This window comes from Pseudomonas sp. JV241A (assembly GCF_900275665.1).
GTDB classification, from domain to species: Bacteria; Pseudomonadota; Gammaproteobacteria; order Pseudomonadales; family Pseudomonadaceae; genus Aquipseudomonas; species Aquipseudomonas wadenswilerensis.
In genome coordinates this window covers 250,329-262,384 of record NZ_OPYO01000025.1, presented here as the reverse complement: position 1 = coordinate 262,384, position 12,056 = coordinate 250,329, and the positions used below count along the sequence as shown (strand labels likewise).

The 12,056-nt window shown below is 62.7% G+C and carries 10 protein-coding genes and 1 riboswitch; of the genes, 9 read left to right on the top strand and 1 reads right to left on the bottom strand.

Features of this window, described 5'->3' with window-relative positions; translation table 11 throughout:
* The 8 genes from JV241A_RS17285 to astE form a co-directional block, all read left to right on the top strand.
* Nucleotides 1-242: transposase (locus JV241A_RS17285; protein WP_166675708.1), on the top strand; the 242-nt coding region annotated here is incomplete at its 5' end.
* A 289-nt stretch (nt 243-531) separates the two neighbouring features.
* Entirely contained in the window at nt 532-1,752 is a 1,221-nt protein-coding gene (locus JV241A_RS17280; protein ID WP_134063683.1) for an aspartate aminotransferase family protein, read from the top strand.
* A gap of 132 nt (nt 1,753-1,884) precedes the next feature.
* Complete coding sequence (aruF, locus tag JV241A_RS17275) at nt 1,885-2,904, top strand: arginine/ornithine succinyltransferase subunit alpha (protein WP_134063681.1); 1,020 nt, start codon at nt 1,885-1,887, stop codon at nt 2,902-2,904.
* 74 nt (nt 2,905-2,978) lie between these two features.
* A complete protein-coding gene (astA, locus tag JV241A_RS17270) occupies nt 2,979-4,004 on the top strand; it encodes an arginine N-succinyltransferase (RefSeq protein WP_115088135.1) in 1,026 nt (341 codons plus the stop codon).
* Entirely contained in the window at nt 4,001-5,467 is a 1,467-nt protein-coding gene (gene astD, locus JV241A_RS17265; protein ID WP_166675710.1) for a succinylglutamate-semialdehyde dehydrogenase, read from the top strand. Before astA ends, astD begins: the two co-directional genes overlap by 4 nt.
* 24 nt (nt 5,468-5,491) lie before the next feature.
* Complete coding sequence (gene astB, locus JV241A_RS17260; RefSeq protein WP_115088133.1) at nt 5,492-6,841, top strand: N-succinylarginine dihydrolase; 1,350 nt, start codon at nt 5,492-5,494, stop codon at nt 6,839-6,841.
* Nucleotides 6,842-6,855: 14 nt separating this feature from the next.
* Nucleotides 6,856-7,146 carry a topoisomerase II gene (locus tag JV241A_RS17255; RefSeq protein WP_115088132.1) on the top strand — a complete coding sequence of 97 codons (291 nt, stop codon included), beginning with the start codon at nt 6,856-6,858 and terminating at the stop codon, nt 7,144-7,146.
* Nucleotides 7,147-7,156: 10 nt separating this feature from the next.
* The gene (gene astE / locus JV241A_RS17250) at nt 7,157-8,164 is read left to right on the top strand and encodes a succinylglutamate desuccinylase (protein WP_115088131.1); all 1,008 of its coding nucleotides are present in this window, start codon (nt 7,157-7,159) and stop codon (nt 8,162-8,164) included.
* 82 nt (nt 8,165-8,246) lie between these two features.
* Here astE and JV241A_RS17245 read toward each other — a convergent pair whose 3' ends face one another.
* Entirely contained in the window at nt 8,247-8,753 is a 507-nt protein-coding gene (locus tag JV241A_RS17245) for a 6,7-dimethyl-8-ribityllumazine synthase (protein ID WP_115088130.1), read from the bottom strand.
* A gap of 92 nt (nt 8,754-8,845) precedes the next feature.
* Nucleotides 8,846-8,997, bottom strand: a riboswitch (FMN riboswitch).
* A gap of 352 nt (nt 8,998-9,349) precedes the next feature.
* Between JV241A_RS17245 and alaS the strand changes: the two genes are divergently transcribed.
* Nucleotides 9,350-11,968 (top strand): alanine--tRNA ligase, encoded by a 2,619-nt coding sequence (gene alaS, locus JV241A_RS17240; RefSeq protein ID WP_134063679.1) that lies wholly within the window; start codon nt 9,350-9,352, stop codon nt 11,966-11,968.
* The last annotated feature ends 88 nt before the right edge of the window (nt 11,969-12,056 follow it).

The window sequence follows — 12,056 nt, the reverse complement described above, 5'->3', positions numbered from 1 at the left end:
ATAGTGGTAGCCATCGAGGGCACCGCCAGATATGGGGTGGTCGGGCCCATGTAAGGCGAGTGCTGTACATGTCGAGCTGGATCATCATCCGTCACAACACAGAATTTAAAGCACGCTACGAAGCACTTCGGGCACGTGGCAAGTGCGCCAAGGTGGCACTCGTAGCTTGCATGCGGGTGCTGATTGTCAGGCTGAATGCAATGCTGCGGGACAATACCCCTTGGCGAGAGCAAACAGCCTGATCAAGACAGTTGCTCCCACAGTTCTTGTGTATGCAGAGCCCCTTGTGGGAGCCGGCCTTGCCGGCGATGGCTGCGCAGCAGCCCGAATACAGTTGTGTCCCCACCACACCCGCAGCGTTTAAACTGCGCCTTTGCGACCCTATTTGTCGCATTGCCGTAAGCCTTGGTAAAACAGGGTTTGGCGCTATAAGAAGTTGTCGCTTGGCGGCAAGGTCAGGCGCCGATCTGTCCTTACAATCCCCCCATCGCTCGCCAGTTCCAGGCAGGCGTTCCTCTTCAGGAGACTCCGATGTCCGTTGAGCAAGCTCCGGTGCAACGCGCCGATTTCGACCAGGTGATGGTCCCCAATTATGCACCGGCGGCTTTCATTCCCGTCCGTGGAGCGGGCTCCCGCGTCTGGGATCAGGCGGGCCGCGAGCTGATCGATTTCGCCGGCGGCATCGCCGTTAACGTCCTTGGCCATGCCCATCCGGCGCTGGTTGGCGCCCTGACCGAGCAGGCCAACAAGCTGTGGCACGTGTCCAACGTGTTCACCAACGAGCCGGCCCTGCGCCTGGCGCACAAGCTGGTCGATGCGACCTTCGCCGACCGTGCGTTCTTCTGCAACTCCGGCGCCGAAGCCAACGAGGCGGCGTTCAAACTGGCCCGGCGTGTCGCCCACGACCGTTTCGGCCCCGAGAAGCACGAGATCATCGCCACCGTTAACAGCTTCCACGGTCGCACCCTGTTCACCGTCAGCGTCGGCGGCCAGCCGAAGTACTCTGACGGTTTCGGGCCGAAAATCACGGGTATCAGCCACGTGCCGTACAACGACCTGGAAGCGCTGAAAGCGCAGATTTCCGACAAGACCTGCGCCGTGGTCATCGAGCCGATCCAGGGCGAGAGCGGTGTGGTCCCGGCTGACGTTGCCTACCTGCAAGGCGCCCGCGAGCTGTGCGACAAGCACAACGCGCTGCTGATCTTCGACGAAGTGCAGACCGGCGTTGGCCGTACCGGCTCGTTGTTTGCCTACCAGCACTACGGCGTGACTCCGGACATCCTCTCCAGTGCCAAGAGCCTGGGCGGCGGTTTCCCGATCGGCGCCATGCTGACCACCGAAGACCTGGCCAAGCACCTGGCCGTCGGCACCCACGGCACCACCTACGGCGGCAACCCGCTGGCCTGTGCCGTCGCCAGCGCGGTGCTGGATGTGGTCAACACCCCTGAAGTGCTGGCCGGCGTCAAGGCCAAGCACCAGAAGTTCAAGGCACGCTTGGAGCAGATCGGCGAGAAATACGGCTTGTTCACCCAGGTACGTGGGGTTGGCCTGCTGATCGGTTGCGTGCTGTCCGAGGCCTGGAAAGGCAAGGCCAAGGATGTCTTCAACGCCGCCGAGAAAGAAGGCCTGATGGTGCTGCAAGCCGGCCCAGACGTCGTGCGTTTCGCCCCGAGCCTGGTGGTCGAGGATGCTGATATCGATGAAGGCCTGGACCGTTTCGAGCGCGCTGCAGCAAAACTGACTCAGGCCTGATTCAAGCCTGAAGTCCTTTCATCGGCCCTGCCGGGCCGGTGAAACCGAATTCCAGAGCAGGTGCCTGCGGGCGCCTGCTGTTTTTCTTTGAGCCGGCGGATGTCGGCCTGTTTTCCCGAAAGGAGTGACACCATGCTGGTGATGCGCCCCGCGCAAATGGCTGATCTGGGTGAAGTACAGCGTCTTGCCGCAGACAGCCCCATTGGTGTCACGTCCTTGCCGGATGATGCCGGTCGCCTGAGCGACAAGATTGCCGCTTCGGAAACGTCCTTCGCTGCCGAAGTCAGCTTCAACGGAGAAGAGAGCTATTTCTTCGTCCTTGAAGACAGCAGCACCGGCAAGCTGGTCGGCTGTTCGGCCATCGTCGCCTCAGCTGGCTATTCCGAGCCGTTCTACAGCTTTCGCAACGAGACCTTCGTGCATGCGTCCCGGGAGCTGAAGATCCACAACAAGATTCACGTCCTGTCGCAATGCCACGACCTGACCGGCAACAGCCTGCTGACCAGCTTCTACGTGCTGCCGGAGCTGGTCGGCAGCGGCTGGGCCGAGCTCAACTCCCGTGGCCGCCTGCTGTTCATGGCCGCCCACCCGGAACGCTTCGCCGAGTCGGTGGTCACCGAAATCGTCGGCTATAGCGACGAGCATGGCGATTCGCCGTTCTGGGATGCCATCGGGCGCAACTTCTTCGACCTCAACTACGCCGAGGCCGAGCGCCTGTGCGGTCTCAAGAGCCGGACCTTCCTGGCCGAGCTGATGCCGCATTACCCGATCTACGTGCCCTTGCTGCCGGATGCCGCGCAGGAGGCCATGGGCCAGGTGCACCCGCGGGCGCAGATCACCTTCGACATCCTGATGCGCGAAGGCTTCGAGACCGATCACTACATCGACATTTTCGACGGCGGTCCGACCCTGCATGCGCGGGTTTCCGCTATCCGTTCGATTGCCCAGAGCCGGGTGATGCCGGTCAAGCTGGACGATGCCGCCAGCAAGGGCGGGCGCCCGTACCTGGTCAGCAACGGCCAGTTGCAGGATTACCGCGCGGTGCTGCTGGAGCTCGACTGGGCACCCGGCAAGCCGGTCAGCCTGAGTCTTGAAGCTGCCGAAGCCCTGGGCGTCGGTGAAGGCGCCAGCGTCCGTCTGGTCGCGGTTTGATCCCTGCGGTTCGATAACCGAGCACCCAGGTCGAGTTTTGCGGCAGGCCCAAGGCCGCCGCCCGAGGAGATAGCATGATCGTTCGTCCCGTACGCAGCAGCGATTTACCTGCGCTGATCGAGCTGGCGCGCAGCACCGGCACCGGCCTGACCACCTTGCCGGCCAACGAAGAGCGCCTGGCACACCGGGTCGGCTGGGCCGAGAAGACTTTCCGTGGCGAAGCCGAACGCGGTGATGCCGATTACCTGTTCGTGCTGGAAAACGACGAAGGCGTAGTGGTGGGTATCTCCGCCATCGCCGGTGCGGTCGGCCTGCGTGAGCCCTGGTACAACTACCGGGTCGGCCTGACCGTCAGCGCTTCCCAGGAACTGAACATCTATCGGGAAATCCCCACCCTGTTCCTGGCCAACGACCTGACCGGCAACTCCGAGCTGTGCTCACTGTTCTTGCGTGGCGACCACCGCAGTGGCCTCAATGGCCGCTTGCTGGCCAAGGCGCGCCTGCTGTTCATCGCCGAGTTCCCGGAGCTGTTCGGCAACAAGATCATCGCTGAAATGCGCGGCATGTCCGACGAACAGGGCCGTTCGCCGTTCTGGGAAAGCCTGGGCCGGCACTTCTTCAAGATGGAATTCAGCCAGGCCGATTACCTGACCGGCGTCGGCAACAAGGCTTTTATTGCCGAGCTGATGCCCAAGTTCCCGCTGTACACCTGCTTCCTCTCGGAAGCGGCGCGCAACGTCATCGGCCGGGTGCACACCGACACTGAGCCGGCGCTGGCAATGCTCAAAAGCGAAGGTTTCAGCTACCAGGGCTATGTCGACATCTTCGACGCGGGCCCTGCGGTGGAGTGCGAAACCGCCAAGATCCGCGCAGTGCACGACAGCGAGGCGCTGGTACTGGCCGTCGGTACCCCGGGCGACGACGCGACCCCGTTCATCATTCACAACCGCAAGCGCGAAGACTGCCGCATCACCGCCGCACCTGCGCGCTTTGCCGCCGGCACCCTGGTGGTCGACCCACAGACCGCCAAACGCCTGCGCCTGAGCGCCGGTGACCAGGTGCGTGCCGTACCACTGTCCGCTGCCCGGGAGGCCAAATAATGACGACTCACTTTATCGCCGGCAGCTGGCAGGCAGGGCAGGGCGAAGCGCTGCAATCGCTCGATCCGGTTAGCCAGCAGGTTGTCTGGCAAGGCCAGGGCGCCAGCGCCGAGCAGGTTGACAGCGCCGTCAAGGCCGCGCGTCAGGCCTTTGCCGGCTGGGCGCTGCAGTCGCTGGAGGCGCGCATCAGTGTGCTCGAAGCCTTTGCCGCCGCGCTCAAGGCCAATGCCGATGAACTGGCGCGCTGCATCGGTGAAGAAACCGGCAAGCCGCTGTGGGAAGCCACGACCGAAGTGACCAGCATGGTCAACAAGGTGGCGATTTCGGTACAGAGCTACCGCGAGCGCACCGGTGAAAAGAGCGGCCCGCTGGCCGATGCCACCGCCGTACTGCGCCACAAGCCCCATGGCGTGGTCGCGGTGTTCGGCCCGTACAACTTCCCCGGTCACCTGCCCAACGGTCATATCGTCCCGGCGCTGCTGGCCGGTAACACCGTGGTGTTCAAGCCCAGCGAGCTGACCCCGAAAGTCGCCGAGCTGACGGTCAAGTGCTGGATCGAGGCCGGCCTGCCGGCAGGCGTGCTCAACCTGGTCCAGGGCGCCCGCGAAACTGGCGTGGCCCTGGCTGCCAACCCGGGCATCGACGGTTTGTTCTTCACCGGCTCCAGCCGCACCGGCAACCTGCTGCACCAGCAGTTCGCCGGCCGTCCGGAGAAGATCCTGGCCCTGGAGATGGGCGGCAACAACCCGCTGGTGGTCGACGAGGTCAAGGACCTGGACGCCGCGGTGTACACCATCATTCAGTCGGCGTTCATTTCCGCCGGCCAGCGCTGCACCTGTGCACGCCGCCTGCTGGTGCCGCAAGGCGCCTGGGGCGATGCGCTGCTCAAGCGCCTGGTCGAGGTGAGCAAGAACATCTCGGTCGGCGCTTTCGATCAGCAGCCGGCGCCGTTCATGGGTTCGGTGATTTCCCTGGGCGCCGCCAAGGCACTGCTCGATGCCCAGGCGCAACTGCTGGGCAACGGTGGTATCGCGCTGCTGCAAATGACCCAGCCGCAGGCCACGGCCGCCTTGCTGACCCCGGGCATCATCGATGTCAGCGCGGTAGCCGATCGCCCTGACGAAGAGTTCTTCGGCCCGCTGCTGCAGGTGATTCGCTACAGCGATTTCGATGCGGCCATCAGTGAGGCCAACAACACCCAGTACGGCCTGGCAGCCGGCCTGTTGTCCGATTCCCACGCGCGCTACCAGTACTTCTGGCTGCAAAGCCGCGCCGGCATCGTCAACTGGAATAAACAACTGACCGGCGCCGCCAGCAGCGCACCATTCGGTGGAGTGGGTGCCAGCGGCAACCACCGCGCCAGCGCCTACTACGCGGCGGATTACTGTGCTTACCCGGTAGCCTCGCTGGAGACCGCCAGCCTGACCCTGCCTGCCACACTGACGCCAGGCGTCTCCCTATAACAAAAGGTCCACGGAGCCTTGCCGATGAAATCGTTTGAAGTGAATTTTGATGGTCTGGTCGGACCGACGCACAACTACGGCGGGCTGTCGTACGGCAACGTTGCTTCGCAAAGCAACAGCCAGCAGGCGTCCAACCCGCGGGAAGCGGCGCGTCAGGGCCTGGCGAAGATGAAAGCGTTGATGGAGATGGGTTTCCAGCAGGGCGTACTGGCCCCGCAGGAGCGTCCGGACGTGGCCGCGCTGCGCCGCCTGGGTTTTGCCGGCACCGATGCGCAAGTGATCGAGCGTGCCGCCAAGGACGCCATGCCGTTGCTGGTCGCCAGTTGCTCGGCATCGAGCATGTGGGTGGCCAATGCCGCTACCGTCAGCCCGAGTGCCGACACGGCGGACGGTCGCGTGCACTTCACGGCTGCCAACCTCAACTGCAAATATCACCGCAGTATCGAGCACCCGACTACCAGCCGTGTGCTGGGCGCGATGTTCGCCAACCAGCAGCACTTTGCCCACCACGCCGCCTTGCCGGCCGTGGCGCAGTTCGGTGATGAAGGTGCAGCCAACCATACCCGTTTCTGCCGCAGCTACGGCGAGGCCGGTGTCGAATTCTTCGTCTACGGGCGCAGCGCCTTCGACACCCGCTATCCGGCGCCGCAGAAATACCCGGCGCGCCAGACCCTCGAAGCTTCGCAAGCCGTCGCCCGCCTGCACGGTCTGAGCGAGGAGGGCGTGGTCTACGCCCAGCAGAACCCGGCGGTGATCGACCAGGGCGTGTTCCACAACGATGTGATCGCGGTGGGTAACGGCGAAGTGCTGTTCTACCACGAAGATGCCTTCCTCGAGACCGAGGCGATACTTGGCCAACTGCAGGCTAAACTGGCTAAACGAGGCGGTAACTTCAAGGCGATCTGCGTGCCGCGCTCGGCTGTCACGGTAGAGGACGCCGTGCGTTCGTACCTGTTCAACAGCCAGTTGCTGTCTCGCGCCGATGGTTCGATGCTGCTGATCGTGCCGGAAGAGTGCCACAACAATGAGCGGGTCTGGGCGTATCTGTCGTCACTGACCGGCTCTGGCGGACCGGTCAGCGAGGTCAAGGTCTTCGACCTCAAGCAGAGCATGCAGAACGGTGGCGGGCCGGCGTGCCTGCGCTTGCGCGTGGCATTGAATGAAACGGAACTGGCGGCGGTCAATCCAGGCGTTATCATGACCGCACCGCTGTACGACACCCTGACCCAATGGGTTGACAAGCACTACCGTGATCGCCTGAGCGAAACCGACCTGGCCGATCCGCAGTTGTTGCTGGAATGTCGTACGGCCCTGGATGAACTGACTCAGATCCTCAAACTGGGTTCGGTCTATCCGTTCCAACTTCAACCTTGAGAGAGAATTCGACTATGTCCGACGCCCTGCAGCTGATCCTTGAAGATGACGATGGCACCCAGCTGGAAACTTCCTGCACCCGCTTTGCGGTGGTCTGGCAAGGCAAGGAGGTATGGATTCAGCAGGATGGCCGTGGTCAGCTGCTGATCGGCGTCGACGTCGAAGAAGACGATGCCGAGTATGCCAACTTGCTGCTGCGTCCGCTGGCCACCAACCTGGTCAGCCTGCAGCTGGAAATGGAACCGGCCGATGCCGGCGACGATGAAGAACACGTCCATGGTCCCGACTGCGGCCACCATCACTAAGGAATAGCCCATGCTCGCCCTCGGCAAACTGCTTGAACTGACCCTGGCCGGTCGCGAACCGGCAGAGAAGACCCAGCTGACTGTCGACGGCGTACGCATGCGCTGGCTCGGCGAGGGCGCCCTCGAAGTGCGCCCGCCCGAGGCTCGTGACAATGGCCAGGACCTGCTGCTGTCGGCGGGCATCCATGGCAACGAAACCGCACCGATCGAGTTGCTCGATCGGCTGCTGCACGACATTGCCCGCGGCGATCTCAAGCCGCGTGCGCGTATTCTGTTCCTGTTCGGCAACCCCGAGGCGATCCGCCGCGGCGAGCGTTACATCGAGCAGGACGTCAACCGCTTGTTCAATGGCCGCCACGATCAGTCCAGTGGTGCCGAGGCCCTGCGTGCCTGTGAGCTGGAGCGCCTGGCGGCGACTTTTTTCAGCGTCCCCGAGCGCACCCGCCTGCATTACGACCTGCACACCGCCATTCGTGGTTCGAAGATCGAGCAGTTCGCCCTCTATCCGTACAAGGAAGGTCGCCAGCATTCGCGTCGCGAACTGGCGCGCCTGAGTGCGGCCGGCATGGAGGCGGTGCTGCTGCAAAGCAAGGTGTCGATCACCTTCACCGCCTACACCTATGAGCAATTGGAGGCTGAAGCCTTCACCCTGGAGCTGGGCAAGGCGCGGCCGTTCGGGGAGAACGGCCAGGTCAATGTCGAGCGCCTGGAGACCCGTCTCAAGCAGATCATCGAAGGCACCGAGCCTGAAGAGCCTCAAGCCCTGGATGGCCTGCAGCTATTCAGCGTGGCTCGCGAGATCATCAAGCACAGCGAGCATTTTCGCCTGAACCTGCCTGCGGATATAGAGAACTTCTCGGAGCTCGAACCCGGCTACCTGCTGGCCGAGGATATCGCCGACACCCGCTGGATCGTCGAGGAGCAGGGCGCGCGCATCATCTTCCCCAACCCGAAGGTCAAGAATGGTTTGCGGGCGGGGATTCTGATCGTTCCCGCCAACCCCGAACAGCTAGGCTGATTGGGTGGGAGCGGGCTTGCCCCGCGATTGCGATCTACCTGCTGCATCGCATCGCGGGACAAGCCCGCTCCTACAGGGTTATTCAGCCGGCCATTTTTTGCGGCACTTCATTGCGACGCAGGGCGCGCAGCTTGTGCAGGGTATCGGCGCAGGTCTTCGCCGCCTCGGCCCCCTTGACCAGGAAATGTTCGAAGTAGAAGTTCTGATGCTCGTCACCGGCATGGAAGTGGTGCGGGGTCAGCACTGCCGAGAACACCGGCACCTCGGTTTCCAGTTGCACCTGCATCAGGCCGCTGATCACCGACTGGGCGACGAACTCATGGCGGTACAGGCCGCCATCGACCACCAGGCCGGCGGCGACGATGCCGGCGTAGCGACCACCACGGGCCAGCAGCTTGGCGTGCAGAGGGATCTCGAAAGCGCCGCCGACTTCAAAGAAATCGATATCGCTCGCCTGATAGCCTTGTTTACCCATCTCTTCGACGAATGCCTTGCGAGCCTGGTCGACAATATCCTTGTGCCAGCAGGCCTGGATGAAGGCGATGCGCTCGTGGGAGGGGTTCTTGCTATCGATTGCGGTAGGTTGCATTGAAACGGACTCCTGTTTGGATGAGAAACAGGGCGCTGGATCGAAGGGGATTTCGCCATGCAGCTGCACAACGACAGGCGCGGATGCACCTCTCCCGTTCTCTCTTTATCCGGACTATGACCGTCGGCCCCGGAATCACACCGGGTCTGCTGACCTTGCAGGCAGGCCTGCAAGCGCTCGCGGGCTATGCGCATTGCGCGCAATTACCGCCGGTGGGGAATCGCACCCCGCCCTGAGAACGTTACCGTCGGTTGTCAACGGCGAGGAATTATTAGCACAGATGTCAGGTAAACGTATAGGCTGCTAACGATTTTTTCCGGATCAACGACATTTCATCCGGGAAACCTTGCCAATTGCTTTGTGTGGCCCCAGTAATATCGTGTCACCAGATCAAATCAGGCCCAGAGAGGTCGGGCGGAGTGGTCGCGAGCGGTTTTTCGCTGACGTTGTCGTTGCAGGCCGTCCAATTGACGGTTTCTATAGCATAAACACACTGCACCCAAGCCTAAGGCCCGATATAATGCGGCCCTTTGCCGTCGTTTCGTCAATTTGACGCAAGCATTTGCCTTAAGGCCGCCGTTTCCGTGGAAGAACCTATGAAAAGCGCAGAAATCCGTGAAGCCTTCCTTCGCTTCTTCGAAGAGCAGGGACACACCCGAGTTGCCTCCAGCTCCTTGATCCCGGGCAACGACCCGACCCTGTTGTTCACCAACGCGGGGATGAACCAGTTCAAGGACTGCTTCCTTGGCCAGGAAAAGCGCGCCTACACCCGCGCGACCAGCAGCCAGAAGTGCGTGCGCGCCGGTGGCAAGAACAGCGACCTGGAAAACGTCGGCTACACCGCCCGTCACCACACCTTCTTCGAAATGCTGGGTAACTTCAGCTTCGGTGACTATTTCAAGAAAGACGCCATCACCTACGCCTGGACCTTCCTGACCAAGGTGCTGAACCTGCCGGAAGAGAAACTCTGGGTCACCGTCTATGCCAGCGACGATGAGGCATACGACATCTGGACCAAGGAAATCGGCGTACCGGCCGAGCGCATGGTGCGCATCGGCGACAACAAGGGCGCGCCATACGCCTCCGACAACTTCTGGACCATGGGCGATACCGGCCCGTGCGGCCCGTGCACCGAGATCTTCTACGATCACGGCGCAGACATCTGGGGCGGCCCACCCGGCTCGCCGGAAGAAGACGGCGATCGCTACATCGAGATCTGGAACAACGTCTTCATGCAGTTCAACCGCACCGCCGATGGCGTGCTGCACCCGTTGCCAGCACCGTCGGTGGATACCGGCATGGGCCTGGAGCGCATCAGTGCGGTCATGCAGCATGTGCACTCGAACTACGAGATCGACCTGTTCCGCAACCTGCTCAGCGCTTCGGCCGCCGCCATTGGCTGCGCCAACGAAGAGCAGTCGTCGCTCAAGGTGGTGTCCGACCACATCCGTTCCTGCAGCTTCCTGATTGCCGACGGCGTGCTGCCGTCCAACGAAGGCCGCGGCTACGTGCTGCGCCGCATCATCCGTCGCGCTTGCCGCCACGGTAACAAGCTGGGCGCCACTGGCAGCTTCTTCTACAAGATCGTCGCCGCCCTGGTGGCCGAGATGGGCGAAGCCTTCCCCGAGCTCCAGCAACAGCATTCCAACATCGAGCGCGTGCTCAAGGCTGAAGAAGAGCAGTTCGCCAAGACCCTGGAGCAGGGCCTGAAAATCCTCGAGCAGGACCTGGCCGATCTCAAGGGCACCGTAGTGCCGGGTGACGTGGTGTTCAAGCTGTACGACACCTACGGTTTCCCGATGGACCTGACCGCCGACATCGCCCGCGAACGCGAGCTGACCATCGACGAAGCAGGCTTCGAGCGCGAGATGGAAGCCCAGCGTGAGCGTGCCCGCTCCGCCAGCGCCTTCGGCCTGGACTACAACACCCTGGTCAAGGTCGACGTGGCGACCGAGTTCACCGGCTACAACGCCACCGAAGGCAGTGCCAGCATCGTTGCTCTTTATAAGGACGGCAAGGTCGTCGAGCAGCTGGGTGAAGGCGAGGAGGGTGTGGTCATCCTCGACCGTACGCCGTTCTACGCCGAGTCCGGCGGCCAGGTTGGTGACACCGGCTACCTGCAGGCGGGCAACGTGCGCTTCGATGTGCGCGACACCACCAAGACCGGCGGCGCCTTCCTGCACCACGGTGTGGTGGCCAGCGGCACCCTGACCGTCGGTGCTCAGGTGCAGACCCGGGTCGATGCCGATATTCAGCACGCCACCTCGCTGAACCACTCCGCCACACACCTGCTGCACGCGGCGCTGCGCCAGGTGCTGGGCGATCACGTACAACAGAAGGGCTCGCTGGTCGATAGCCAGCGCCTGCGCTTCGACTTCAGTCACTTCGAGGCGGTCAAGCCAGAGCAGCTCAAGGCTCTGGAAGACATCGTCAACCGCGAAGTGCGCAAGAACTCCGAGGTGCAAACCGAAGAGACCGATATCGAAACCGCCAAGCAGAAGGGCGCCATGGCGCTGTTCGGCGAGAAGTATGGCGACAGCGTGCGGGTGCTGAGCATGGGCGGCGATTTCTCCGTCGAACTGTGCGGCGGTATCCACGCCAAGCGTACCGGTGATATCGGCCTGCTCAAGATCATCAGCGAAGGTGGCGTGGCCTCCGGCGTACGCCGGATCGAAGCGGTCACCGGCGCTGCCGCACTGGCGTACCTGAACGCTGCCGAAGAGCAGCTCAAGGAAGCCGCGCAACTGGTCAAGGGCAGTCGCGACAACCTGATCGACAAGCTCTCGGCCGTGCTCGAGCGCAACCGCCAGCTGGAAAAACAGCTGGAGCAACTGCAGGCCAAGGCCGCCAGCGCTGCTGGCGACGACCTGTCCAACGCAGCCGTCGAGGTCAAGGGCGTCAAGGTCCTGGCCGCACGTCTCGATGGCCAGGATGGCAAGGCGCTGCTGGCGCTGGTCGATCAACTGAAGAACAAACTCGGCCGCGCAGTGATCCTGCTCGGCAGTGTCCATGAGGAAAAGGTCGTACTGGTTGCCGGTGTGACCAAAGACCTGACTGGCCAACTCAAAGCCGGTGATTTGATGAAGCAAGCCGCTGCCGCGGTGGGTGGCAAGGGCGGTGGTCGTCCGGACATGGCGCAAGGTGGTGGCGTAGACACCGCAGCGCTGGACAGCGCGCTGGCCCTGACCGTGCCATTCGTGGAGCAGGGCGTTTAAGGCGTACATCGGCCCGCCGTCTAGTGGTGGGCCATGGCGTCGTTTGAATGTTTATTGGGTGCCCTTCATGGGCTGAGGCGGCTTTGAA